We start from the raw sequence: 24299 nt of genomic DNA, 5'->3' as shown, positions 1-24299 counted from the left end.
TAAACCTGACTGGCTTTTTTTATGGTTAAATAGGTGATATTCAATATTTGTATGAGTTTCAGCATCCATCATGAAATCAACATGGCGTTATGGTTCTCTCCTGGCGGTATTCCTGCTTCCCCTCTTCAACGTTAACGCTGAGCCACTTCAGGCAAAACAGTACGCTGATTTTGACCGCTATGTGCTGGCGCTCTCCTGGCAAACCGGTTTTTGTCAAAGTCAGCATGAGCGCGATCATCGGGAACCCGAAGAGTGCCGTCAGCAGAAAGAGATTCCCAACAAAGCTGATTTTCTGACTGTCCACGGTCTGTGGCCAGGTCTGCCGGGATCGGTTGCCGCGCGTGGCGTGGACGAGCGCCGCTGGATGCGGTTTGGCTGCGCGACTCGTCCGATCCCCAATCTGCCGGAAGCGCGCGCCAGCCGTAAATGCGCCGCGCCTGAAACCGGCCTTTCACTGGAGAGCGCGGCAAAACTCAGCGCGGTCATGCCCGGAGCCGGTGGAAAATCCTGCCTGGAACGTTATGAATACGCCAAGCACGGTGCCTGCTTTGGATTTGATCCAGACGTTTATTTCGGCACAATGGTACGGCTGAACCATGAGATAAAACACAGCGCGCTGGGCGATTTTCTGGCCGCAAATTACGGGAAAAGGGTCAGCCGCGCCGCGTTTGACGCCGCCGTCGCCCAAAGCTGGGGGAAAGAAAACGTGAAGGCGGTGAAACTGAGTTGCCACGGGAACCCGGCTTATCTGACAGAAATACAGTTCTCGCTCAACGCCGCCAGGATTAACGATCCGCTTTCCGCTTCCTCGTTTATATCGCAACCCCATCCGGGCAATTGCGGGAAGCGGTTTGTGATTGACAAAGCGGGTTACTGAGGCGGTATACAAACTTGAGAACCATCACGGCTTGCGACTAAAATTTACGCAAAGACAACCGTATTGAGGATTTCCCCGAATGTGAGCTAAATCACTTCAAAGAAGGGGGAAGTCTCAGTATTATCATGAAAGCTAAACCCTCGCCGCCTGACGGTGAGGGTTTTCTTTTGGGATTATTTACCTGCGGCACTCGCAGCATCGACGACATGGAGTAACAAATGTCCAGACCAACTATTATCATCAACGACCTCGACGCCGAACGCATCGACCGCCTGTTGGAGCAGCCTGCGTTTGCTGGTTTACCCATTGCTGACGCATTAAATGCGGAGCTGGATCGCGCCCAGATGTGCTCGCCGGAAGCCATGCCGCACGACGTCGTCACCATGAACAGTCGGGTGAAATTCCGCAATCTCAGCGATGGCGAGATTCGCGTGCGCACGCTGGTGTATCCGGCGAATATGACCGACAGCAATACGCAGCTTTCCGTAATGGCGCCGGTGGGCGCGGCATTGCTGGGCCTGCGCGTCGGCGATACCATTCACTGGGACCTGCCTGGCGGGGCGTCCACTCACCTTGAAGTGCTGGAACTTGAATATCAGCCTGAAGCAGCGGGCGACTACCTGCGCTAAACCATCTGGATAAGCGTTCACCCGTTTACACAGAGGATGCTCCCTGCATCCTCTTTCCGAAAATCACCCATTCCTCCTGGTTCACCCCCATTCCCCGTCATCCAGAATTAATCCGTTTCATTGCCGCGAGTACGGTCATGAATGAGGCTCTTTTCATCACGCTGGCATTTCTTATTATGATGGCGATTATCGTCGTGGCCGTGCTTTACCTTGAGCGACGCTGGTAGCTTCTGGTCATAAGCATCAATCAGTCGTAAAGAAACGTTGTGATATGAAAAGTGCCGGGCAGATACCAGAAAGAAATATTATTATATGTTTGAATGAATTCAGTATTAGTTAACAGGGAGAAACGGGTATGTATAAGACAATCATTATGCCGGTTGATGTTTTCGAAATGGAACTTAGCGACAAGGCCGTGCGCCACGCAGAGTTTCTGGCGCAACAGGATGGCGTCATTCATCTGTTGCATGTTCTTCCGGGCTCCGCCAGCCTGAGTCTGCACCGCTTTGCCGCCGACGTTCGTCGTTTTGAGGAGCATTTGCAGCACGAAGCGGAGACTCGCCTGCAAACGATGGTGAGTCATTTCAGTATCGACCCTTCCCGGATTAAGCAGCACGTCCGCTTTGGTAACGTGCGGGATGTGGTGAACGAACTGGGCGAAGAGCTGAATGCGGACGTCGTGGTCATTGGCTCCCGCAATCCGTCTATCACCACGCATTTGCTGGGTTCTAACGCCTCCAGCGTTGTCCGCCATGCTACGTTGCCGGTGCTGGTTGTGCGGTAAATCGCAAGGCTGTTGCGTAAAAAAAGAGGCTGCCATTGGCAGCCTCTTGCATTGCAGGTGTAGTCTTACTTTCTTTTTATGCCGTCTTACTGCGGATCAGATAATCAAATGCGCTCAGAGAGGCTTTCGCGCCTTCGCCCGTCGCGATGATGATCTGTTTGTAAGGAACCGTGGTGCAGTCGCCTGCGGCGAATACGCCCTTCACGCTGGTTTCGCACCGGCCATCAATGATGATTTCGCCCATACGGTTACGCTCAATCGCGCCTTCCAGCCAGTTGGTGTTTGGCAGCAAGCCAATCTGTACGAAGATCCCAGACAGCGCAACGTTGTGGATGTCGCCGCTTACGCGATCGCGATATTCCAGCCCCGTCACTTTACTGCCGTCGCCTTTCACTTCCGTTGTCTGCGCGTTCAGAATAATGTCGACGTTTTTCAGGCTACGCACTTTATCTTGCAGAACCTGGTCGGCTTTCATTTCTGGCGCAAATTCCAGCAGCGTAACGTGCTCAACGATCCCCGCGAGGTCAATCGCCGCTTCCACGCCGGAGTTCCCTCCGCCGATTACCGCAACGCGTTTGCCTTTAAACAGCGGGCCGTCGCAGTGCGGGCAATAGGTTACGCCTTTCGTGCGGTACTGATCTTCGCCCGGCACGTTCATGTTGCGCCATTTGGCACCGGTGGCAATGATAATGCTGCGGGCTTTCAGCACCGCGCCGGAAGCGGTCTCAATCTGATGCAGGCCCCCTTCCGTTGCCGCCGGAAGCAGTTTGCTCGCGCTCTGGCTGTCGATCACGTCAACATCGTAATCATCAACGTGCGCTTTCAGCGCGCCAGCCAGCTTCTGCCCTTCCGTTTTTGGCACGGAAATATAGTTCTCGATATCAACGGTATCCAGCACCTGACCGCCAAAACGCTCGCCCATCAGACCGGTACGAATGCCTTTACGTGCGGAGTAAACTGCCGCTGCCGCCCCCGCCGGGCCGGAACCGACAATCAGTACGTCGTAAGCGTCACGCTTATTCAGCTCTTCCGCCGCCCGTTTTTCTGCGCCGGTATCCACTTTGGCGACGATTTCCGTCAGCGTCATACGTCCCTGACCGAATTCGTTACCGTTCAGGTACACAGCCGGAACGCCCATCACATTACGATCGGTGATTTCATTCTGGAATGTGCCGCCGTCAATCGCGGTATGTTTGATACGCGGGTTCAGCACCGCCATCAGGTTCAGCGCCTGTACGACGTCAGGGCAGTTGTGGCAGGAGAGCGAGTAATAAGTTTCAAACTCGAAATCGCCGTCGATATCGCGGATCTGCTCCAGCAGAGACTGCGCCTCTTTCGACGGATGGCCGCCAGTCCACAACAGCGCCAGCACCAGCGAGGTAAATTCATGCCCCAGCGGAGACCCCGCAAAGCGCGGCCCCTGGTCAGAACCCGGGTTTGCTATCAAGAAAGAAGGCTTGCGCACCGGCAGGCTGTTATCTTCTTTAAATGTGACTTTCTCTGACAGTTCAGCGATTTCAGCCAGCAATTCCTTGATTTCTGCCGATTTAGCGCTGTCGTCCAGCGTGGCAATCAGCTCAACAGGCCTGGTCAGTTTCTCAAGATACGCTTTGAGCTGAGTTTTCATGTTAGTGTCGAGCATTATTCTTCCCTCTCTAAAAACATCATCATGCAAGTTGCCTTATACCGGCAGCCTGAATGCGACTTGCATGATGGTGCTGGAAAAAACGGGTGCGACGCACCCGCTTAAGGATTAATTCGCCAGTATTTCGCGTTACAGGAAGGCGGCAAGCTTATGAATCCCCGGGAGCTTACATCAGTAAGTGACCGGGGTGAGAAAGCGCAGCCAACGCACCTGTAGCGCGAAAGGCGCAGCGAATTTTAGATTTTGCCGACCAGGTCCAGGGATGGAGCCAGAGTCGCTTCGCCTTCTTTCCATTTAGCCGGGCAAACTTCGCCTGGGTGAGCAGCAACATACTGAGCCGCTTTGATTTTACGCAGCAGGTCAGATGCGTCACGGCCGATACCTTCAGCGGTAACTTCGATAGCCTGGATGATACCCTGCGGGTCAACAACGAAAGTCGCACGGTCAGCCAGACCTTCGTCTTCACGCATGTTGTCGAAGTTACGGGTCAGGGCGCCAGTCGGGTCACCGATCATCGCATATTTGATTTTTGCGATGGTTTCAGAGCTGCTGTGCCATGCTTTGTGAGTAAAGTGGGTGTCGGTAGAAACAGAGTAAACGTCTACGCCCAGTTTCTGCAATTCATCGTAATGATCTGCAACGTCGCCCAGTTCGGTCGGGCATACGAAAGTGAAGTCAGCCGGGTAGAAGAAGAAGACGCTCCAGCGGCCTTCGGTATCTTTCTCGGTTACTTCGATGAATTCACCGTTTTTGAACGCCTGGTTTTTGAAAGGTTTAATTTTGGTATTAATCAAGGACATCTATACTTCCTCCGTGTTTTCGTTGAGATGTAAAGTAACCAACTTTCCGTGATTGGGCTAATGCGTTTGCATTATCAAATCAATCAGCGATACCTAACAACTCACACAAGACAACGTTGTGAACGTTTAGCGACAAAAAGTAAAAAGGCCCCCTTTACAGGCGGCCCCATTACCTGAACTACCCGTAGGTAACTTCAGCGCCAGTGAAACTGGCTATGTGTTGCGCTCTACATTACCTTAACAAAGGCTGTAACAGCGAAAGGATTACATCACCCTACCAAAGAAAGGGCAATCTTCCGACGGCAGACCTTACCTATGACTGTGATAGGTTTTGCCGTCAATGTTCCTTTTGCACTGATTTTTAAGGAAATATAATGATAAAACGAACATTGCTGCTGACGTTGCTCCCGCTCATCGCCTTTGCTGAAGAACTGCCTGCCCCGGTTAAAGCGATAGAAAAACAGGGAATTACGATCCTGAAGTCTTTTGACGCCCCCGGCGGAATGAAAGGCTATCTGGGCAAATACCAGGATATGGGCGTGACCATCTACCTCACGCCTGACGGGAAACACGCGATTTCCGGCTACATGTACGACGAAAAAGGCGCAAACCTCAGTAATGCACTGATAGAAAAAGAGATCTACGCCCCGGTCGGCAGAGAAATGTGGCAGCGGATGGAAAAAGCGTCGTGGATTCTGGACGGCAAAAAAGAGGCGCCGGTGATTCTTTATGTCTTTGCGGACCCTTTCTGCCCTTACTGCAAACAGTTCTGGCAGCAGGCGCGCCCCTGGGTCGAATCCGGCAAAGTACAACTGCGGACGCTACTGGTGGGCGTGATCAAACCCGAAAGCCCGGCAACGGCTGCCGCTATCTTATCCACCCGCGATCCGGCAAAAACCTGGCATGACTATGAAGCGTCAGGCGGTAAACTCAATCTGGCGATCCCTTCACCGCTGCCAGAAGATAAGATGAAAATGCTGAATATTCATCAGAAACTCATGGACGATCTGGGGGCGAATGCAACGCCAGCCATTTACTATATGAATAAAGAAAATATGTTACAGCAGGTCGTCGGGTTACCGGAAAAAGCGCAGCTGGACATTATGATGGGTGAACATTAAACCTAAATTAAAGGGGGGAGATTGTCATTGTTTTTCTGTCAATCTCCTTTTCCATTATAAATCGCTCGCAAAGATATTCTGAGCTATGCTATTTTAGTATTATTGAAAGAGAATTTAAGCTTAGCAAACATCACTATTGTAAAGCATTGGATGTGTTGCATAACTATAACAAATATAGTTATGACAATAGTCACAAAACAGGAAGAAAAAAAACATGGCTAATCTCTACGATCTCAAAAAATTCGATCTTAACTTACTGATTATTTTTGAGTGTATCTACCAGAATTTAAGCATTAGTAAAGCGGCGGAAACGCTGTACATCACCCCGTCTGCCGTGAGTCAATCTCTGCAACGATTACGAACTCAATTCAACGATCCTTTATTTATTCGTTCAGGAAAAGGCATCACGCCAACCGTCACCGGTATAAATCTGCATCATCATCTTGAGGAAAACCTCAATAGCCTGGAACAAACAATTAATATTATGCATAGTTCCAGCCTTAAGAAAAAATTTATCATTTACAGCCCTCAGCTACTTACTGCAATGAACGTAATAAAGCTGATTAATTTTATTATGGAAGATTCTTCCGTTGAAATTGAGCATCATGATATCCTGATGTCTGCGGAATCAGCAGAAGACCTGCTGGCATACCGCAAGGCGGACATGGTGATCACCACCACGCCGCTGAACAACCATTCGGTTGTCTGTACGCCTTTTAAAACAATCAAAAGCGTACTGGTGTGTCGTGCCGATCACCCCAGAATCAGTGACGCCAGTACATTAGCGCAAGTACTCGAAGAACCGTTTACCTCATACCAGGGAGAGGAGCCAGGCGTTAAAGAATACCAGTCGCTGGTCAACTCCCTTCTTGCCAGCCGGAAAATTGGGTTTCGCAGTGACTCAATGGTTGCAATCATTAATACTATTGCTGAAACCAACATAATTGGCATCGTTCCTGAAGTCATATATGACTTCTTTCACTCCACCCTTAAACTGCAACGGGTTAATATTGATCAGGATTTACCTTCAGTTCAGTTATACCTGGTATATAATCGAACGTCACTGAATAATAAAGGTTTTACGAGTATCATTAACAAAATGACGGAAAATAGCTGAAACGAAAACATCCGGGGCCATCGCCGACACAAGCATTCAAAATTAAAATAATTAATATAAAATTAATTTAAGTTTTGGATGCTTTTTTAAACCTTGCACATTCTGTTGATTATATCATATAATATATATAATTATTTTTCTGTATTCTACACATAGCCATTTTCCGTTCAGGTATGAACTCATTATGTCTGTTTATAAAATCCCACTTGACCAAAATGTTTTGGAAGCTGCGGAAGAGCGCATTACATGGACACTCACCACCTTACCGCGTATTTGCGTGTCATTTTCCGGGGGGAAAGACTCAGGGTTGATGCTGCACCTTACCGCCGGAATCGCGCGTAAGTTAAAGAAGAAGATCTGCGTATTATTTATTGACTGGGAAGTGCAATTCTCCTGCACAATTGACTATGTTCAGTCATTACACGAACAATATTCCGATGTCATTGAACATTTTTACTGGGTTGCCCTGCCGCTCACCACACAAAATTCGCTGTCGCAATACCAACCCGAATGGCAATGCTGGGACCCGAATGCTGAATGGGTGCGTCAACCGCCTGCCGACGCCATTACCGATCCGGCTTACTTTCCTTTTTATCAGCCAGGCATGACCTTCGAACAATTTGTTCGCGACTTTGCCGAGTGGTTTTCAGAAAAGCGTCCTGCGGCGATGCTGATCGGCATCCGCGCTGACGAATCTTACAATCGGTTTGTCGCTATCGCCTCCCTGAGCAAACAGCGTTTTGCGGACGACAAACCCTGGACGACCGCCGCTCAGGGCGGGCACACCTGGTATATTTACCCGATGTATGACTGGAAAACGGCAGACATCTGGACATGGTTCGCAAAAACGAAGCAGCCTTGCAACCCGCTTTATAACCTAATGTACCAGGCCAACGTGCCGCTCCGGTATATGCGCATCTGCGAACCTTTCGGCCCGGAGCAACGTCAGGGATTGTGGCTCTATCATGTCATTGAACCCGAACGCTGGGCAGCAATGTGCGCCAGGGTAAGCGGCGTGCGCAGCGGAGGGATATATGCAGGCCAGGATAACCATTTTTACGGCCATCGAAAAATACTGAAACCCGAGCACCATAGCTGGCAAAGCTACGCCATGCTGCTGTTGGACAGCATGCCGGAACAGAGCGCCGAGCATTACCGCAACAAAATCGCGGTCTACCTGCAATGGTATAAAAAGAAAGGAATGGAGAACATTCCACAAACGCAGGAAGGCGATATCGGCTCCAAAGATATCCCCTCATGGCGACGTATCTGCAAGGTGCTATTGAACAATGATTACTGGTGTCGGGCGCTCTCATTCAGCCCGACAAAGCCTAAACACTACCAGCGCTACAATGAACGCATGAAAGCAAAGCGCAAAGAATGGGGGATTTTATGCAACAGCGACTCACCCAACAAATAACCGACTTTCTCTCCACGCTGAACGAAGAAGAGAGAATTGCGGCAATCAACGAATTCAGGATGGCGATCCACCGCGTCAGCCCCTTTCGCGATCAGCCGGTAGACTGCGTGCAATGGGTAAAAAACGAACAAATCGAGCCTAATGATTACAACCCAAACAATGTGGCGCCCCCGGAGAAAAGGCTCCTGCTAAAGTCTATTGAGGTAGATGGCTTCACGCAGCCTATTGTCGTTGCAGAAACGGCGGCAGAAAAATATGAAATCGTGGATGGCTTTCACCGTCACGAACTCGGTAAAGGGAAATCCACATTACGCTCAAAGTTAAAAGGCTATCTTCCCGTCACCTGTCTGGAACGCAATCGCCATGAACGAATTGCGGCAACCATTCGTCACAACCGCGCCCGTGGTCGTCATCAGATTCACGCGATGTCGGAAATTGTGCGAGAACTCTCCCTGTTGGGCTGGGACGAGACGCGAATCGGAAAAGAGCTGGGCATGGATAAAGATGAAGTCCTGCGTCTGAAACAAATCAACGGCCTACAGGAACTCTTTGCCGACCGTCGATTCTCCAAAGCCTGGACCGTAAAGTAATTACAATTTACACAGGCGTTCTGCGGCCGCCAGCAGCGTGGATTCCTGCTTGGCAAAACATAATCGGATGAGTTTATGTGGGAAAGGATCGGCGCAAAATACCGACAGCGGAATCGCCGCAACGCCGATTTCCCGGGTCAGCCACTGGCAGAAATCCACGTCATTGAGGTCTGATACCGCACTGTAATCCACCAGCAGAAAATAGGTGCCTTCGCAGGGCAGGATTTCCAGACGACTGTCACGCAGGGCATTAACCAGAACGTCACGCTTCTTCCGGTAAAATGCGGGTAAATCGCGGTAATGTTCCGGTTCAGCACGCAGCATATCGGCCAGCGCCAGTTGCGCCGGTGTGTTGACGCAGAACGTCAGATACTGATGCACTTTACGCAATTCCGCGCTGATCGCCGCTGGCGCTACGCAGTACCCCACCTTCCAGCCGGTCATATGAAAGGTTTTACCGAATGACGAGACCGCGACAGCACGCTCACGTAGCTGCGGATGCGCCAGTACGCTGGCATGGCCTTCTGGCGCAAAGCAGATATGCTCATACACTTCATCGCTTAATACATAGATTTCGCGATCGCCAATCGCCTGCCACAGCGCTTCAAAGTCGGCTTTGCGCCAGACGGTCGCGCTCGGGTTATGCGGCGTATTGAGGATCACCAGCCGGGTACGTTCGCTCAGTAACGCAGCAAATGCCTGCCAGTCAACGCGAAACTGCGGCGGCTGAAGCGCCAGACGTTTCAGCACGCCGCCGGACAGTTCAACGGCTGGCGCGTAGCTGTCATAGCTGGGATCGAAGCAGATCACCTCATCTCCCGCACGAACCAACGCGGTGATAGCGGCATACAACGCTTCCGTTGCCCCCGCCGTTACCGTCACCTCGCTCCCGGCATCAGCCTTATAGCCGTATAACGCCGCCGTTTTTTCCGCAATGGCTTCGCGTAATGCAGGCACGCCGGTCATTGGCGCATATTGATTCGCCCCTTGTGCAACATGCCAGGCCAGACGTTCCTGTAGATAGCGCGGGCCATCGAAATCAGGAAATCCCTGAGACAGGTTAATCGCCTGATGCTCCTGCGCCAGGGCGCTCATTTGTGTAAAGATTGTGGTGCCTAAATTAGGCAGTTTGCTTTGCGGAATCAGTGGGTTATTACTCATAGTTATCATACCCGAGGGTGATGTCGATGTTGAAACCACTATAACACGATGTTAGCATTTGGCAATCAAGACGCTTAGACGTCTAAATAAAAACAACTCCCGGACAGCGCAGCCACAAGGACAACACACCATGAGCAACACTGACATCCGCGTCGTTACCGGCCCGGCTAACTACTTTTCCCATACCGGCAGCCTCTCCCGACTGAAGGATTTTTTCAGCGCCGGGCAACTCTCCGCCGCAGTATGGGTGTATGGCGAACGTGCGATTGCCGCCGCCCGCCCTTACCTGCCGGATGCGTTTGATCTTCCGGGAGCCAGGCACCTGCCGTTTACCGGCCATTGCAGCGAAAGCGATGTGAAACAACTGGCCGCGAAAGCAGGCGACGACCGCCGCGTAGTGATCGGTATCGGCGGCGGCACGCTGCTTGATACCGCCAAAGCCCTTGCCCGTCGGCTACAACTCCCCTTCGTGGCGATCCCGACTATCGCGGCCACCTGCGCGGCCTGGACACCGCTGTCGGTCTGGTACAACGATGCTGGTCAGGCACTGCACTTTGAAATTTTTGACGACGCCAATTATCTGGTACTGGTAGAGCCGGAAATCATTCTCCGCGCGCCAGAGGCCTATCTGCTGGCCGGCATCGGCGACACGCTGGCAAAATGGTACGAAGCCGTTGTATTAGCGCCACAGCCAGAAACCTTACCGCTTACCGTGCGTCTGGGCATTAACGGCGCGCTGGCGATCCGTGATGTGCTACTGGAAAGCAGCGAACAGGCGCTGGCGGACAAAGAGCGTGGAGAACTCACCCAGGCATTTCGCGATGTGGTGGATGCGATTATTGCCGGGGGCGGCATGGTCGGCGGTCTTGGCGAGCGTTATACCCGTGTGGCGGCGGCACACGCCGTCCATAATGGGCTCACCGTATTGCCGCAAACCGAGAAGTTTCTGCACGGCACCAAAGTGGCCTATGGCATTCTGGTGCAAAGCGCATTGCTGGGTCAGGATGAGGTACTGGCGCAGCTTATCGCTGCTTATCAGCGCTTTAGTCTGCCCACCACGCTGGCGGCGCTGGATGTCGACATCCAGAACCAGGCGGAGATTGATAACGTGATTGCCCACACCCTGCGCCCGGTTGAATCCATCCACTTTCTGCCGGTGACGTTAACGCCAGCCACATTACGCGCCGCGTTTGAAAAGGTAGAGTCGTTTACGGTTTAGCGGCGGCTTGCCGGATGGCGGCTGCGCCTTATCCGGCCTACAAAATACCCCGCAGGCCCGGTAAGCATAGCGCCATCGGGCAACACAAAACTCAGCGTAGGCCCGGTAAGCGTAGCGCCATCGGGCAAAACAAAACATCAGCGTAGGCCCGGTAAGCGTAGCGCCACCGGGCAACACAAAACATCAGCAGCAACGTGCGCCGCCTTTCCCGCCATAACGCGCATCCTGCCGCTCACGAAAAAATTCTTCGTAAGTCATTGGCGTCTGATCCGGGTGCGTCACGCGCATATGCTCAACGTAGTTGTCATAGTCCGGCACGCCAATCATCAGTTTTGCCGCCTGACCCAGATATTTCCCGGCCTTAGAAAGCGTATCAAACATCGTTACCACCTGTGACGCAAATGCCCTCTCCCGTTAAGAAGAGGGCCGCTTATTTAAAAATTAGTGCGCGCCTTTCGCCTGCGCCACAATCTCTTCAACGTTTTCCGGCATGGCTTCATATGGCGTTTCTTTCGCCGTCGGTTTGTCCTCTTTCAGCGCTGCCAGCGCAGTTTTGATTGAGAACAGGGCCAGAACCACCACCACAACCATGAAGAAGATGGTCAGACCGGCATCCAGACGGTTGTTGAACACCAGCTGCGCCAGCTGAGACTGCGTGTACTGCGCAGGAATATCGCCACTGTCGATCATCGCCTGGAATTTATTGGCGATCGCCAGGAAACCAATTTTGGTATCCGGGCTAAACGCTTTCTGCCAGCCTGCGGTCAGCGTACAAATCAGCAGCCAGGCGGTAGGCACCAGCGCCACCCATGCGTAACGCTGACGTTTCATCTTGAACAGTACAACCGCGCAGAGCATCAGCGCCATACCCGCCAGCATCTGGTTCGCGATACCAAACAGCGGCCACAGGGTGTTGATCCCTCCTAACGGGTCCACCACGCCCTGGTGCAGGAAGTATCCCCACGCCAGCACGCACAGCGCCGTCGCTAACAGGTTCGCAGGCAGTGAATCCGTACGTTTCAGACCCGGAGAGACCACGCCCAGCAGATCCTGCAACATAAAGCGCGCCGCACGCGTACCGGCATCAACCGCCGTCAGAATGAACAGGGCTTCAAACAGAATCGCGAAGTGATACCAGAACGCCACATCCATCATACCGCCCAGCGCCCCGTGCAGGATGTAGGCCATCCCCACCGCCAGCGTTGGCGCGCCACCGGCACGAGAAATAATGGATTGTTCGCCCACTTCGTTGGCAATCTGATGCAGCGTATCAGGCGTAATCGCAAAGCCCCAGCTACTGACCACCTGCGCAGCAGAAGCAACCACATCAGCGGTTCCGGCTGGCGCCAGTACGGCCATTGGGCTGTTCATGGCGAAGTAAACGCCCGGATCGATGATACATGCGGAAACCAGCGCCATAATCGCCACAAAGGATTCCATCAACATCCCGCCGTAGCCGATAAAGCAGGCCTGCCCTTCGTTCGCCAGCATCTTCGGCGTGGTGCCGGAAGAGATCAGCGCATGGAAGCCAGACACCGCGCCACAGGCAATGGTGATGAACAAGAACGGGAACAGGTTACCGGTCCACACCGGGCCGGTGCCATCCACAAATTTGGTCAGCGCAGGCATCGTCAGCGTCGGACGCATAATCAGAATGCCGACGGCCAGACCGACAATCGTACCAATTTTCAGGAAGGTTGAGAGGTAATCACGCGGCGCCAGCAGCAGCCATACCGGCAGAACCGCCGCCACAAAACCGTAGCCCACCAGCATCCAGGTCAACTGTACGCCGGTAAAGTCAAAATACGGCGCCCAGGTTGGGCTTTCCGCCACCCAGCCACCGGAGATGATGGCAAAGACAAGGAACACCAGACCAATAACAGACACCTCGCCAATACGTCCCGGACGCAGGTAACGCAGGTAGACGCCCATAAAAATGGCCAACGGAATGGTGAACGCAACGGTGTACGTCCCCCACGGACTGTGGGTCAGGGCTTTCACGACGATCATCGCCAGTACCGCAAGGATAATCACCATGATCATGAAACAGGCCACCAGCGCGATCACACCAGCCGTTGAGCCCATCTCTTCTTTAACCAGTTCACCCAGCGAACGACCGTCACGACGGGTAGAAACAAACAGCACCATAAAGTCCTGCACCGCGCCTGCCAGCACAACCCCGGCAAGCAGCCAGATCATACCGGGCAGATACCCCATCTGCGCCGCCAGCACCGGCCCAACCAACGGCCCTGCCCCGGCAATCGCCGCAAAATGGTGACCGAACAGCACTTTCTTATCGGTAGGTACGTAGTCCAGACCATCGTTATGACGCACCGCAGGCGTCATGCGCGTCGGGTCAACCGCCAGCACATTTTTGGCGATATACAGACCATAAAAACGGTAGGCAATGAGGTAGACACAAACTGACGCCACGACGATCCATAGCGCGTTGATCTGTTCCCCACGGTTTAACGCAATATATCCCAGGGCAAATGCTCCCATAACGGAGAGCAATGTCCAGACGAGGTATTTCCCTGATTTGTTCATAGTTGTTGTCCGTTTGCGTGTTGTGTTCCAGAGAGATGTTACATTTTGTTTCTATAACACCTCTGCTGGTTTTAACAACCTGACAACGCTATAAAACTGATTATTTACATTGCATTGTTAACTGGATCACTTCATTGGCAGGTCAACGCTGCAACATCATTGCATTTTGTTGGGCCTAGCCCATCACCGCCGTCCCCAGGCGGCAGGTACAGCAACGTCGTCCCTGTTCGTCAAAAATCACAATTTCCCAGCTCTGGCTTTGCCGACCCAGATGCAGCGGCTGGCAAACGCCGCGCACCTTCCCCTGCGACACGGCGCGATGATGCGTGGCATTCAGCTCGGTTCCCACCACACACTGGCCGTCACGGGTCATCAGATACCCGGCCATTGACCCCAGGGTCTCCGCCAGCGCCGCCGAAGCGCCGCCGTGTAACAAGCCGAAAGGCTGATGCGTTCGCGCATCGACGGGCATTTCCGCCTCCAGCACGTCATCGCCCAGACGGGTATAGACGATCGCCAGATGCGCCACCATCGTGTTCAGACTGGTGGCGTTCAGCTCATCAAGCGTTAAATGGCGTTTCCAGATCATCGTTACGCTCCCAGGGTTGAGCCGCCGTCAACCACAATGTCCTGTAGCGTAATGTGGCTGGCCAGATCGGATGCGAGGAATAAAATGGTATTCGCGATTTCCTGCGGACGCGCGATTTTACCCAGCGGAATGCCAAGCTTAAACTGCTCGCCAAAGCCACGAATACGCTGTTGTTCCGCATCATCGCTCACCCACAGCGTGCGCTGCATATCGGTATCGGTAGATCCCGGAGAGACGACGTTACAGCGAACGCCGCTGCCCGCCAGCTCCAGCCCAACGGTCAGCGCCAGGCTTTTCAGCGCCGCTTTGGACGCGCCATAGGCGCTCATGCCAATGCGCGGCGTGTGCGCCGCATCAGACGCGACGGTAACAATCGCCCCGCCCTGCTGCTGACGAAATTGCGCCATCGTCTGCTGGAAGAGGTTAAACGCGCCGCCGACGTTGACGGCGAACGTCTGCTGCCAGTCCTCGGCGCTTAGCGCATCGGTCGCCCCCATCCGTAAAATCCCGGCGGCATTCACCAGCACATCCAGCCGTTCGGTTTGCGCCAGCACGCGCTGGCAAACCTGCGCGACCTGCGCGGCGTCTGCGACATCCAGCACTTCGGTCGCAAAGGGATACGCATCCTGCGCGAACTCGCGATCGAATCCCGTCACCTGCGCGCCAGCCGCAACAAACGCCAGCGCCGTGGTATAACCAATCCCTTTTCCCGCGCCGGTCACCCAGACGGTTTTGCCGTTAAAATCCAATCCGGCCATCACTTCACCTCACGGGAAAGCAGCGTCCACCAGGCATCAATCGTCGGGTTTTTCGCCAGCATCACGAAGTCGATATCGCCATGCACTTTACGCCAGCGAGCCGCCAGCGCCATCATACGTACAGAGTCCAGCCCGTAATCAATCAGGTTTTCATCATCCAGCGGCTCGTCGGATTCATCCAGCAGCGGCAGGATCAGCGCCCGCAGCTCCGCTTTGCTCGCCGGAACCGGCGTCGGCAGCAGTTCCTGCGTCATCACCACGCGACCAGAGCGACTGGCAACATAGTTAAGCGACATCACATGTTCTTCACGGCTGAAATCGGCCAGCGCATCCGCCACCATAAACGGCTTGATATCGCGCATGAAAGCGTCGGTCGCCGTGGTCATACAGCCAATGTGCGCATACACCCCCGTGATAATCAGCTGATTACGCCCGGTTTCTTTTAACATCTGCTCCAGCGGCGAACGGTGAAACGCGCTGTAGCGCCATTTCACCAGCACGGTGTCCGCCTCGTCCGGCGCCAGCGCATCGACAATCTTTTGCTGCTCGGGAGAACGCGTCAGGCCCGGCCCCCACATATCGTTCAACAGGGCGCGATCTTCATCGCTCTGATCTTTCGGCTGAGCGGTGTAATAGACCGGAATGTTGTGCTCTTTGCAGTACTGACGCAGGGCGGCGATATTCGCGATCACCTGTTCCATCATCGGGCAGTTGTCGCCCCAGAAGCTGACAAAATAATCCTGCATATCGTGGATCAACAACGCAGCGCGTTCAGGTTCAAAGGCCCAGTTCACTTTATTGGGCGGAATATCGAGCGCGCCAGGCAGCGCGTACGCCTGCAATTTCGGAATTGCCATCTCTCTTTCTCCTTCAGGTCAGTGAACGTGACGCCAGCCACTGACGTAATTGTTTTTTATCGACTTTACCGACCGGGGTCAGAGGCAACGCCTCGACGCACTCCACGCGATCCGGCAATTTGAATTCGGCGACCCCCTGCTCACGCAGGAAGCGGCGTACCTGTACCGCGCGCAGCGGCTCTTTCACCACCAGCCAGGCGCAGCTTTTTTCCCCCATCAGCTCATCTTCCATGCTGACCAGCGCGGCATGGATTACGGCCGGGTGGCGCAGTAACAGGTTTTCAATCTCTTCCGCGGCGATCTTCTCCCCGCCGCGATTGATCTGATCTTTTTCACGTCCCTGCACGGTGATATAGCCATCTGGATCAATGGAGATCAGATCGCCGGAGCAGTAAAAGCCGTTGGCATCAAATGCGCTGGCGTTATGCTCCGGGCTTTTAAAATAGCCGCGAAACGTGTACGGCCCGCGCGTCATCAGGCGTCCCGTTTCCCCCTGCGGCAGCGGATTGCCGTCAGCGTCAGCCACCCAGACCTCATCGTCCGGGCACATCGGGCAACCCTGAGTATTGATGATGCGCTCCGGGCTGTCGTCCAGACGGGTGTAATTCACCAGTCCTTCCGCCATGCCGAATACCTGCTGCAACTGACAGCCGATTTCCGCCGGAATACGCGCGGCAAGCGTCGCTGAAAGCCGCGCGCCGCCTACCTGCAACAGTTTCAACGAGGCCAGTTGCGCGTTGCTGCCCCACTCCTGAATCGCCTGCAACCACAGGCTCACCGCAGGCGGCACCAGCGCCGTTGAATTAATCTGATGCTTTTCAATTAACGGGAAACAGAGCGTAGCGCTCGGATCAGCCGCCAGCACCACCGTTCCCTGGGCCAGAAAGACGCCCAGCGATCCCGGCGAACTCATGGCGTAGTTATGCGCAGCCGGAATCGCGCATAAGAAGCGCGTGGCTTCGGTAAAGTGGCAAATTTCATTGCTGCGACGCACGCTGTAGTAATAATCATTATGGGTGCGCGGGATCAGCTTCGGCGTTCCGGTTGTACCGCCGGAAAGCTGGAAATAAGCCACCTCATCGGCAGGTGATGGCGTGGCGGTAAAATCAACCGCAGGCTGGTCAATCGCCGTTTGCAGGTTGTGTTCACCCGCATCGTTGAGCAACAGCACCACACGCACGGAATTGTGTTCGGCAATAAACGTATTGAGGAAGTCGTCCCCGGTGAACAGCGCGTGCTGGCGGTCAGCAATCACCAGCGCCGGTTCAATTTGCTTCGCGTAAGCGTTAAGTTCCGTCCGTTGATGGCTGAACAGCGCCAGAACCGGTGCGACGCCAAGCTTCAGCAGGGCGAAGAAAGTGATATACAGCTCCGCCACGTTGCCCAGTTGCACCAGCGCGGTTTCGCCGGGTTTGATCCCCTGACGTCGCAGGCTACAGGCCAGATTATCCGCCGCCTGGTTCAGTTCGCGATAGCTCAGGTGTCGCTCGCCATCAATCACCGCCGTTTTATCGCTGTCTGCGTGGCGGGTTAAAATATCGGTCAGCGGCAGATCCTGCCAGTACCCTTTTTCACGATAGCGGCGGGCAAACTCCTCCGGCCAACGGGTGAAAGGAATGGTCATCATCGCTCCTTAATGCAGTCCAAAAACGTTCAACATGGTAGAAAGCTTAACGCCGGTCTCGCGCCACTCCGCGACCGGAGACGAAGCAGGCACAATCCCGGCGCCCGCGAACAGGCGAACCTGGTTTTGTCGCAGCTTCGCACAACGGATCGTCACGACCCACTCGCCGTTTCCTTCAGCGTCACACCAGCCGACGATGCCGCCGAACAGTTCACGATCGAACGGCTCCAGTTCAGCAATTAATTTTTTCGCCACCTGATGCGGGAAACCGCTCAACGCAGGCGTCGGATGCAGCAGACACGCCAGCGTCAGGGCATTTTCTTCCGCATTCGCCTTACCTTCGAACGGCGTACCGAGATGCCATAACGTCGGGGTGGTGATCAATTGTGGAGATGCGGGCAGCTGTAATTCACTGCTGCGGTCGCGCAGCACCGTCTTCATGGCCTGAGTGACCAGCTCATGTTCGTGTCTGTCTTTTTCAGAAGCCAGCAGTCGGTTGCCCGCCTCACGATCCAGCACATCATCAGGCTGGCGACGCGCCGACCCGGCCAACGGCAGCGAACTAAAGCGCTCGCCCTCTTTACGCAGCAGCAATTCCGGGCTGGCGCCAAGCAGCACGCCGCCATCCTCCAGAGGCACATGGAAGTTGTAACTCACCGGATTCTGCGCCACCAGCCGCTCCAGCAGCGCGCCGCTGTCAATGGTGGCATCGGTCGTAATATCAATCAGGCGTGACAGAACCACTTTGTCGACTTCAGGCGTCGCCGTCAGCGCTGCCGCGCGCGCCACCATCGCTTCAAACGTTTCCTGTTCAGGGATACTTTTACGATCAACAACATTCAGTGCCTGATGCCCGGTAAAGTAACGCGAGGATTGTTGCTTTGCCGGTCGGGAGAAGGTCTGCCAGGACTCAGGAATGAACAGCGAGGATGGCTGGCGGGTATCAAAGGGGATAGCGCCGACCATAACAGGATTTGCGATACCCTGCGCTCTGGCGTCGGCAAAGGCTTGCTGTAATTTTTGTTGGAAGGGGCTGTCTAACGAATCCCCGTCAACCGCTGGTTCAGCGAAACGGGCGAAGCATCCTGACGTCGTAAAGCTGCGATACGGCGACATAAAGAAAAAGCGATCGGGGGTGAGCGTTGCCATTTTCTGCTGAACTTCCTCGGCCAGTGACGTATCCATATCATCCTCCAAAAATGATAAAGGCTTTAATAATGATTATCATTTATATTTTCGGGCGCTAACCTAAAAGTAAACAGACAGCATGTCAACTCTTGGGGTAGCACAATGTGCGACTTAGACTTGCATCCCTTCCCGCTAACAATGAAAATGAGAAGCATTAACTCCATTAATAACAGGACGCTGATTCGTGAGACTTCCCCTGCTTTGCAGAACATCCCTGATACTGGTTGGGCTTTTCATTTCAGGAATTTCTTTAGGTCATGCCGCTGACTGGCCGCGCCAGATCACCGACAGTCGCGGCACGCATACGCTGGACCATAAACCTGAACGTATCGTCTCTACCAGCGTGACCCTGACGGGCTCGCTGCTGGCGATTGATGCTCCCGTTGTCGCCAGCGGAGCGACCACCCCTAACAACCGCTTTGCCGACGATCGGGGATTTCTGCGTCAATGGAGCGACGTTGCGAAAGCGCGCAAGCTGGCGCGCCTGTACATCGGCGAACCAAACGCTGAAGCCGTTGCCGCACAAATGCCGGACCTTATTCTGATTAGCGCAACCGGCGGCGACTCTGCGCTGGCGCTGTACGATCAGCTTTCTACTATTGCCCCCACGCTTATCATCAATTACGACGATAAAAGCTGGCAGTCTCTGCTGACGCAACTGGGCGAGATCACCGGCCAGGAAAAACAGGCCGCTGCGCGCATCGCGGAATTTGATAAACAACTGGCGACCGTTAAACAACAGCTCACATTACCGCCGCAACCGGTCAGCGCGCTGGTCTACACCGCTGCCGCACACAGCGCCAACCTGTGGACGCAGGATTCAGCCCAGGGCAAGCTGATGGAGCAGTTAGGCTTTACGCTGGCGCCCCTCCCTGCCGGACTGCAAACCAGTAAAAGCCAGGGCAAACGTCATGACATCATCCAGCTTGGCGGGGAAAACTTGGCGGCAGGTCTGAACGGCGAAGCGCTGTTCCTGTTTGCCGGTGACAGCAAAGATGCCGACGCTATTTACGCCAACCCACTGCTTGCTCACCTGCCTGCCGTGCAAAACAAGCGCGTTTATGCGCTGGGCACCGAAACGTTCCGTCTGGACTACTACAGCGCAACGTTACTGCTTAACCGTCTCGCCGCGCTGTTTTAATTTATTTGCCGGATAGCGGCCAATGCCCTGTCCGGCCTGCATTTTAAAGCGGTGCGCCATCTGGCACCGGCGGCGGCTGGCGAAAACGACGCAACTCGCCCAGCAGCAGCATTAACAACAACCCAACGATCACCAGCCCAAACCCGCTCACGCTCGCTGACGCAACCGGCGTCATCATGGCGCCCAGCCCGCCCAACAGCGCTGCGCCGATGGCGTCGCCGGTCACGTTTTGCGCCGTCCACAGGCCGTTGATTCGCCCGAGCATGGCTTCCGGCGTTTGCGTCTGCAACAGGGTGTATTGCAGTAACGAGCTAATCGCGCTGAGCCAGCCAAACAGCGCCAGACAGATCACCCCGAGCAGCCAGACAGGCATCAGCCCAAACAACCCAATCGCCAGGAACGACCCTACGGTGGAAACCAGCATCAACAGTCCAGGGCGAACGCTGTGCGCCAGTTGCCCGCTGGTTAACGCGCCAACAGCCGCCCCCAATGGGATAGCGGCATAAAGTAAACCGATTTGCGCGGCGGACATGTGCCAGTTAATCGCCAGCGCCGGATAAAGCACGCGCACCGCGCTTGCCATCGTCAAAAGTCCGCCAAGCAACGCAATGCCGCCAATGAGCGGGCTGGAGAGCAAGAAACGGAACGCCGCCAACAGCGATTTCAACGGATGTTCACGCGGTTGCGGCGGCGGCGGGAGCGCCGGAAGGCTCAGCAACGGCAGCAGTGTGATAAATGTTCCTGCCGCCGCCAGACCGTAGTTCCAGGCCACGCCGCCGGTAGCCAGCAATACGCCGCCCAGCATCGGTGAAATCACCGATCCCAGACGCACCGTCAGCATCGTAATCGCCCCGGCCTGCATAAGGTTTTCTCGCCCTACCAGCGCAGGCGTCGCCGCCAGTAGCGCCGTGACCCCCAGCGAGGCAAAAAAGCCATCCCACAGACCGAGCAGATAGATTGCCAGCAGCGAAGGTTCCGGCAACAGCGCGTTCAGACACAGGCCAATAAAGCCAATACCGCAGGTGCCGCGCGCCAGCAGGATCACCTTTTTACGTTCATAACGATCCGCCAGCACGCCGCCGACCATCAGGCCAACAAACATCGCGCTGCCGGTCAGCGTCACCGACAGACCAACCTGCCACGTCGAGTGGGTCATCATCTGGATCTGTACCGGCACCGCTACGCCCAGCAGACCCAGCGAGACAATAGAGATAAAACGGGCGAGGAAGACAGCGCGAAATGCAGGGTGCGTCTTCAACAGGCTGAGATTCAGCAGCCAGGATTGTCGATTCATTACAACGCCTTAATGCGAACTTTTTTTAAATATCCATTCAATGGCTGCACATGCTAACATAACCGAATAAGATCGATAACGATAATTACTATCATTATCAGGGAAGTTGATATGTCATGCTCTGTTTCCGTGGCACGCGCCATCGCCGTGCCCGGCTTGTTGTTATTACTTATTCTCGCCACGGCATTAAGTCTGGCTATCGGCGCAAAATCACTGCCTGCGTCCGTCGTACTTGAAGCAATTACCGGCACCTGCCAAAGCGCTGACTGCACCATCGTGCTGGACGCGCGATTGCCGCGCACGCTGGCTGGCCTGTTGGCTGGCGGCGCACTGGGGCTCGCCGGGGCGTTAATGCAAACGCTCACCCGCAACCCGCTTGCCGACCCGGGCATTCTCGGCGTCAATTCCGGCGCCAGTTTCGCGATCGTACTCGGCGCGGCGCTGTTTGGTTTTTCCTCTCCACAGGAACAGTTGCTGATGGCGTTTGCCGGGGCGCTGGTCGCCTCGCTGATTGTCGCCTTTACCGGCAGCCAAGGCGCCGGGCAGTTAAGCCCGGTTCGCCTCACGCTGGCGGGTGTCGCGCTCGGCGCAGTGCTGGAGGGGCTTTCCAACGGTATCGCGTTGCTGAACCCGGATGTGTACGATCAGCTCCGTTTCTGGCAGGCCGGCTCGCTGGACATTCGCAGTCTGCAAACGCTCAAGGTTATTGTCGTGCCGGTGCTGATTGCCGGTGCTACCGCGCTGTTTCTCAGCCGCGCGCTGAACAGCCTGAGTCTCGGTAGCGATACTGCCACCGCGCTGGGCAGCAAAGTGGCGCGTACCCAGCTCATCGGCCTGCTGGTGATTACCGTGTTATGCGGCAGCGCGACGGCGGTTGTTGGCCCTATCGCGTTTATCGGTCTGATGATGCCGCACATGGCCCGCTGGCTGGTGGGGGCGGATCACCGCTGGTCGCTGCCGGTCACGTTGCTGGCGACCCCGACCCTGCTGCTGTTTGCCGATATTATCGGGCGACTCATCGTTCCCGGTGAATTGCGCGTTTCGGTTGTCAGCGCCTTTCTCGGCGCGCCAGTGCTTATTTTCCTCGTGCGGCGCAAGCAGCGCGGAGGTGCCGTATGATGCACCTTTCCCGCCGCCTGATCATAAGTTGTCTGCTACTGGTGCTCGGCTGTATCGCTGTCGGCTTGTGGAGCCTGCGCAGCGGCGCCGTTACGCTGGAAGTCTCGCAAATCATCAATGCGTTGCTGGGAGACGCCCCGCGCAGCATTACCCTTGTGGTGACCGAATGGCGTCTGCCTCGCGTGCTGATGGCGCTACTGATTGGCGCCGCGTTGGGCGTCAGCGGGGCAATTTTTCAGTCGTTGATGCGCAACCCGCTGGGTAGCCCGGACGTAATGGGTTTTAACACCGGGGCCTGGAGCGGCGTGCTGGTGGCAATGGTGCTGTTTGGCCAGAACCTGACGGCGATCGCGATGGCGGCGATGGCTGGCGGAATTCTCACCTCGCTGATCGTCTGGCTGCTTGCCTGGCGCAACGGCATTGAGACCTTCCGGCTGATTATTATCGGCATCGGCGTGCGCGCCATGCTGGTGGCGTTCAACACCTGGCTGCTGTTGCAGGCGTCGTTAGAAACGGCCCTCTCCGCCGGATTGTGGAACGCCGGGTCGCTCAACGGACTGACCTGGGCCAAAACGTGGCCCTCGGCACCGCTGATCGTTCTGATGCTGGCGTGTGCCGCATTGCTGGTACGTCGTCTGCGCTTGCTGGAAATGGGCGATGACAGCGCCTGCGCGCTTGGCGTCAGCGTTGAACGTTCCCGGTTAATGATGATGCTGGTCGCCGTGGTGCTGACCGCCGCCGCGACGGCGCTCGCAGGCCCGATCTCTTTCATTGCGCTGGTTGCGCCGCACATCGCGCGGCGCCTTAGCGGCACGGCACGCTGGGGGTTAACCCAGTCCGCATTGTGCGGCGCGCTATTGCTGCTGGCCGCCGACCTGTGCGCCCAACAACTGTTTATGCCTTACCAGCTTCCGGTAGGCGTCGTCACCGTAAGCCTCGGCGGTATTTACCTTATCGTCTTGTTAATTCAGGAGTCCCGCAAAAAATGACCGAATCAGTAGCCCGTTTGCGTGGCGACCAGTTAACGCTGGGTTATGGCAAGTATACCGTCGCGGAGAATCTGAACGTTTCTATCCCGGATGGTCACTTCACTGCCATTATTGGGCCGAATGGCTGCGGCAAATCAACGTTATTGCGTACGCTAAGCCGTCTGATGTCGCCCGTACATGGCCACGTCTGGCTCGACGGCGAGCATATTCAGCACTACGCCAGTAAAGAGGTGGCGCGACGAATTGGCCTGCTGGCGCAAAACGCCACCACGCCGGGCGATATCACCGTACAGGAGCTGGTTGCCCGGGGCCGCTATCCGCATCAGCCTTTGTTTACCCGCTGGCGCAAAGAAGACGAAGACGCCGTCGCCGGTGCGATGCGCGCTACGGGGATTACCCACCTGGCGACGCAAAGCGTGGACACGCTTTCCGGCGGGCAGCGGCAGCGAGCATGGATAGCCATGGTGCTGGCGCAGGAAACGTCCATCATGTTGCTGGATGAACCGACGACCTGGCTGGACATCAGCCACCAGATCGATCTGCTGGAGCTGTTGAGCGAGCTGAATCGCGAGAAAGGTTACACCCTCGCTGCGGTTCTGCACGACCTTAACCAGGCCTGCCGGTACGCCACGCATTTAATCGCGTTACGTGAAGGCAAGATCGTCGCAGAGGGAGCGCCAAAGGAGATTGTGACAGCGGATCTTATTGAGAAAATTTATGGATTACGTTGCACGATCATCGACGATCCGATCGCCGGAACGCCGCTGGTTGTGCCGCTGGGTCGCCCGAAGTAATCTCAATGGCGGAGGGTTAACAATACAGGCCCGGTC

General features: G+C 55.1%; 24 protein-coding genes. 13 read left to right on the top strand and 11 right to left on the bottom strand.

What is annotated here, in order from left to right:
* Window positions 1-70 precede the first annotated feature (70 nt).
* The 4 genes from rna to uspG all read left to right on the top strand — a co-directional run bounded on the left by rna (window position 71) and on the right by uspG (window position 2290).
* Window positions 71-877 (top strand): ribonuclease I, encoded by an 807-nt coding sequence (gene rna / locus OGX81_RS05155; RefSeq protein WP_012133376.1) that lies wholly within the window; start codon window positions 71-73, stop codon window positions 875-877.
* 218 nt (window positions 878-1095) lie between these two features.
* Window positions 1096-1506, top strand: coding sequence for a nucleoside diphosphate kinase regulator (rnk, locus tag OGX81_RS05150; RefSeq protein ID WP_012133377.1), 411 nt, complete (start codon window positions 1096-1098; stop codon window positions 1504-1506).
* 137 nt (window positions 1507-1643) lie between these two features.
* Window positions 1644-1733, top strand: coding sequence for a small membrane protein YldA (yldA, locus tag OGX81_RS05145; RefSeq protein WP_272917174.1), 90 nt, complete (start codon window positions 1644-1646; stop codon window positions 1731-1733).
* A gap of 128 nt (window positions 1734-1861) precedes the next feature.
* Complete coding sequence (gene uspG, locus OGX81_RS05140; RefSeq protein WP_024130553.1) at window positions 1862-2290, top strand: universal stress protein UspG; 429 nt, start codon at window positions 1862-1864, stop codon at window positions 2288-2290.
* A gap of 76 nt (window positions 2291-2366) precedes the next feature.
* Here the strand turns inward: uspG and ahpF are convergent, their stop codons facing one another.
* Together ahpF and ahpC are read right to left on the bottom strand one after the other, a co-directional pair.
* Window positions 2367-3932 (bottom strand): alkyl hydroperoxide reductase subunit F, encoded by a 1566-nt coding sequence (gene ahpF / locus OGX81_RS05135; protein ID WP_012133379.1) that lies wholly within the window; start codon window positions 3930-3932, stop codon window positions 2367-2369.
* Window positions 3933-4171: 239 nt separating this feature from the next.
* On the bottom strand, window positions 4172-4735 hold the full coding sequence (gene ahpC / locus OGX81_RS05130; RefSeq protein WP_012133381.1) for an alkyl hydroperoxide reductase subunit C: 564 nt from the start codon (window positions 4733-4735) through the stop codon (window positions 4172-4174).
* Between the two features lie 374 nt (window positions 4736-5109).
* On the opposite strand from ahpC, the gene dsbG reads away from it, so the two are divergent.
* The 4 genes from dsbG to OGX81_RS05110 all read left to right on the top strand — a co-directional run bounded on the left by dsbG (window position 5110) and on the right by OGX81_RS05110 (window position 8983).
* Entirely contained in the window at window positions 5110-5856 is a 747-nt protein-coding gene (gene dsbG, locus OGX81_RS05125) for a thiol:disulfide interchange protein DsbG (RefSeq protein WP_104868933.1), read from the top strand.
* A 214-nt stretch (window positions 5857-6070) separates the two neighbouring features.
* The gene (gene citR, locus OGX81_RS05120) at window positions 6071-6973 is read left to right on the top strand and encodes a DNA-binding transcriptional repressor CitR (protein WP_024130554.1); all 903 of its coding nucleotides are present in this window, start codon (window positions 6071-6073) and stop codon (window positions 6971-6973) included.
* A 184-nt stretch (window positions 6974-7157) separates the two neighbouring features.
* Window positions 7158-8393, top strand: a complete 1236-nt coding sequence (locus OGX81_RS05115) for a phosphoadenosine phosphosulfate reductase (protein ID WP_104868934.1) — start codon at window positions 7158-7160, stop codon at window positions 8391-8393.
* Window positions 8366-8983 carry an IbrB-like domain-containing protein gene (locus OGX81_RS05110; RefSeq protein WP_012133386.1) on the top strand — a complete coding sequence of 206 codons (618 nt, stop codon included), beginning with the start codon at window positions 8366-8368 and terminating at the stop codon, window positions 8981-8983. Before OGX81_RS05115 ends, OGX81_RS05110 begins: the two co-directional genes overlap by 28 nt.
* On the opposite strand, the gene OGX81_RS05105 is transcribed toward OGX81_RS05110, so the two are convergent.
* Window positions 8984-10144, bottom strand: coding sequence for a pyridoxal phosphate-dependent aminotransferase (locus OGX81_RS05105; RefSeq protein ID WP_024130556.1), 1161 nt, complete (start codon window positions 10142-10144; stop codon window positions 8984-8986).
* 130 nt (window positions 10145-10274) lie between these two features.
* On the opposite strand from OGX81_RS05105, the gene OGX81_RS05100 reads away from it, so the two are divergent.
* Window positions 10275-11363, top strand: a complete 1089-nt coding sequence (locus OGX81_RS05100; protein WP_047458216.1) for an oxidoreductase — start codon at window positions 10275-10277, stop codon at window positions 11361-11363.
* 183 nt (window positions 11364-11546) lie between these two features.
* Here the strand turns inward: OGX81_RS05100 and OGX81_RS05095 are convergent, their stop codons facing one another.
* From OGX81_RS05095 to entC, 7 genes are all read right to left on the bottom strand, one after another.
* The gene (locus tag OGX81_RS05095) at window positions 11547-11744 is read right to left on the bottom strand and encodes a YbdD/YjiX family protein (RefSeq protein WP_012133390.1); all 198 of its coding nucleotides are present in this window, start codon (window positions 11742-11744) and stop codon (window positions 11547-11549) included.
* A gap of 60 nt (window positions 11745-11804) precedes the next feature.
* On the bottom strand, window positions 11805-13910 hold the full coding sequence (gene cstA / locus OGX81_RS05090) for a pyruvate/proton symporter CstA (RefSeq protein WP_104868935.1): 2106 nt from the start codon (window positions 13908-13910) through the stop codon (window positions 11805-11807).
* Window positions 13911-14085: 175 nt separating this feature from the next.
* On the bottom strand, window positions 14086-14499 hold the full coding sequence (gene entH, locus OGX81_RS05085; RefSeq protein WP_012133392.1) for a proofreading thioesterase EntH: 414 nt from the start codon (window positions 14497-14499) through the stop codon (window positions 14086-14088).
* 2 nt (window positions 14500-14501) lie between these two features.
* Entirely contained in the window at window positions 14502-15257 is a 756-nt protein-coding gene (gene entA / locus OGX81_RS05080) for a 2,3-dihydro-2,3-dihydroxybenzoate dehydrogenase EntA (RefSeq protein ID WP_104868936.1), read from the bottom strand.
* Complete coding sequence (locus OGX81_RS05075) at window positions 15257-16114, bottom strand: isochorismatase (protein WP_104868937.1); 858 nt, start codon at window positions 16112-16114, stop codon at window positions 15257-15259. The genes entA and OGX81_RS05075 overlap by 1 nt, the downstream gene beginning before the upstream one ends.
* Window positions 16115-16127: 13 nt before the next feature.
* A complete protein-coding gene (gene entE, locus OGX81_RS05070) occupies window positions 16128-17738 on the bottom strand; it encodes a (2,3-dihydroxybenzoyl)adenylate synthase EntE (RefSeq protein WP_104868938.1) in 1611 nt (536 codons plus the stop codon).
* 9 nt (window positions 17739-17747) lie between these two features.
* Complete coding sequence (gene entC / locus OGX81_RS05065) at window positions 17748-18923, bottom strand: isochorismate synthase EntC (RefSeq protein ID WP_060815865.1); 1176 nt, start codon at window positions 18921-18923, stop codon at window positions 17748-17750.
* Between the two features lie 187 nt (window positions 18924-19110).
* Between entC and fepB the strand changes: the two genes are divergently transcribed.
* The gene (fepB, locus tag OGX81_RS05060) at window positions 19111-20067 is read left to right on the top strand and encodes a Fe2+-enterobactin ABC transporter substrate-binding protein (protein WP_104868939.1); all 957 of its coding nucleotides are present in this window, start codon (window positions 19111-19113) and stop codon (window positions 20065-20067) included.
* Window positions 20068-20110: 43 nt separating this feature from the next.
* Here fepB and entS read toward each other — a convergent pair whose 3' ends face one another.
* Window positions 20111-21361, bottom strand: coding sequence for an enterobactin transporter EntS (entS, locus tag OGX81_RS05055; protein WP_104868940.1), 1251 nt, complete (start codon window positions 21359-21361; stop codon window positions 20111-20113).
* Window positions 21362-21472: 111 nt separating this feature from the next.
* On the opposite strand from entS, the gene fepD reads away from it, so the two are divergent.
* Genes fepD through fepC form a run of 3 tightly spaced genes read left to right on the top strand, consistent with a single transcriptional unit; the run spans window position 21473 to window position 24263 of the window.
* A complete protein-coding gene (gene fepD, locus OGX81_RS05050; protein ID WP_012133399.1) occupies window positions 21473-22480 on the top strand; it encodes a Fe(3+)-siderophore ABC transporter permease in 1008 nt (335 codons plus the stop codon).
* The gene (gene fepG / locus OGX81_RS05045) at window positions 22477-23469 is read left to right on the top strand and encodes an iron-enterobactin ABC transporter permease (protein WP_012133400.1); all 993 of its coding nucleotides are present in this window, start codon (window positions 22477-22479) and stop codon (window positions 23467-23469) included. Before fepD ends, fepG begins: the two co-directional genes overlap by 4 nt.
* A complete protein-coding gene (fepC, locus tag OGX81_RS05040; protein ID WP_047458235.1) occupies window positions 23466-24263 on the top strand; it encodes an iron-enterobactin ABC transporter ATP-binding protein in 798 nt (265 codons plus the stop codon). Before fepG ends, fepC begins: the two co-directional genes overlap by 4 nt.
* The last annotated feature ends 36 nt before the right edge of the window (window positions 24264-24299 follow it).

This window comes from Citrobacter sp. CK206 (assembly GCF_030333125.1).
GTDB classification, from domain to species: Bacteria; Pseudomonadota; Gammaproteobacteria; order Enterobacterales; family Enterobacteriaceae; genus Citrobacter_B; species Citrobacter_B koseri.
Note: the sequence above shows the minus strand (reverse complement) of the source record. Positions and strands in the feature narration are given on the sequence as shown.

What these genes read in the sequence shown, in the direction of transcription:
- ahpC (WP_012133381.1), bottom strand. Translation starts at nt 4,735, where the DNA reads ATGTCCTTGATTAATACCAAAATTAAACCTTTCAAAAACCAGGCGTTC.
- fepD (WP_012133399.1), top strand. Translation starts at nt 21,473, where the DNA reads ATGTCATGCTCTGTTTCCGTGGCACGCGCCATCGCCGTGCCCGGCTTG.
- OGX81_RS05100 (WP_047458216.1), top strand. Translation starts at nt 10,275, where the DNA reads ATGAGCAACACTGACATCCGCGTCGTTACCGGCCCGGCTAACTACTTT.
- OGX81_RS05105 (WP_024130556.1), bottom strand. Translation starts at nt 10,144, where the DNA reads ATGAGTAATAACCCACTGATTCCGCAAAGCAAACTGCCTAATTTAGGC.
- ahpF (WP_012133379.1), bottom strand. Translation starts at nt 3,932, where the DNA reads ATGCTCGACACTAACATGAAAACTCAGCTCAAAGCGTATCTTGAGAAA.
- entA (WP_104868936.1), bottom strand. Translation starts at nt 15,257, where the DNA reads ATGGCCGGATTGGATTTTAACGGCAAAACCGTCTGGGTGACCGGCGCG.
- yldA (WP_272917174.1), top strand. Translation starts at nt 1,644, where the DNA reads ATGAATGAGGCTCTTTTCATCACGCTGGCATTTCTTATTATGATGGCG.
- fepC (WP_047458235.1), top strand. Translation starts at nt 23,466, where the DNA reads ATGACCGAATCAGTAGCCCGTTTGCGTGGCGACCAGTTAACGCTGGGT.
- uspG (WP_024130553.1), top strand. Translation starts at nt 1,862, where the DNA reads ATGTATAAGACAATCATTATGCCGGTTGATGTTTTCGAAATGGAACTT.
- OGX81_RS05095 (WP_012133390.1), bottom strand. Translation starts at nt 11,744, where the DNA reads ATGTTTGATACGCTTTCTAAGGCCGGGAAATATCTGGGTCAGGCGGCA.
- OGX81_RS05075 (WP_104868937.1), bottom strand. Translation starts at nt 16,114, where the DNA reads ATGGCAATTCCGAAATTGCAGGCGTACGCGCTGCCTGGCGCGCTCGAT.
- cstA (WP_104868935.1), bottom strand. Translation starts at nt 13,910, where the DNA reads ATGAACAAATCAGGGAAATACCTCGTCTGGACATTGCTCTCCGTTATG.
- rnk (WP_012133377.1), top strand. Translation starts at nt 1,096, where the DNA reads ATGTCCAGACCAACTATTATCATCAACGACCTCGACGCCGAACGCATC.
- OGX81_RS05110 (WP_012133386.1), top strand. Translation starts at nt 8,366, where the DNA reads ATGCAACAGCGACTCACCCAACAAATAACCGACTTTCTCTCCACGCTG.
- OGX81_RS05115 (WP_104868934.1), top strand. Translation starts at nt 7,158, where the DNA reads ATGTCTGTTTATAAAATCCCACTTGACCAAAATGTTTTGGAAGCTGCG.
- entH (WP_012133392.1), bottom strand. Translation starts at nt 14,499, where the DNA reads ATGATCTGGAAACGCCATTTAACGCTTGATGAGCTGAACGCCACCAGT.
- fepG (WP_012133400.1), top strand. Translation starts at nt 22,477, where the DNA reads ATGATGCACCTTTCCCGCCGCCTGATCATAAGTTGTCTGCTACTGGTG.
- entS (WP_104868940.1), bottom strand. Translation starts at nt 21,361, where the DNA reads ATGAATCGACAATCCTGGCTGCTGAATCTCAGCCTGTTGAAGACGCAC.
- entE (WP_104868938.1), bottom strand. Translation starts at nt 17,738, where the DNA reads ATGACCATTCCTTTCACCCGTTGGCCGGAGGAGTTTGCCCGCCGCTAT.
- dsbG (WP_104868933.1), top strand. Translation starts at nt 5,110, where the DNA reads ATGATAAAACGAACATTGCTGCTGACGTTGCTCCCGCTCATCGCCTTT.
- rna (WP_012133376.1), top strand. Translation starts at nt 71, where the DNA reads ATGAAATCAACATGGCGTTATGGTTCTCTCCTGGCGGTATTCCTGCTT.
- entC (WP_060815865.1), bottom strand. Translation starts at nt 18,923, where the DNA reads ATGGATACGTCACTGGCCGAGGAAGTTCAGCAGAAAATGGCAACGCTC.
- citR (WP_024130554.1), top strand. Translation starts at nt 6,071, where the DNA reads ATGGCTAATCTCTACGATCTCAAAAAATTCGATCTTAACTTACTGATT.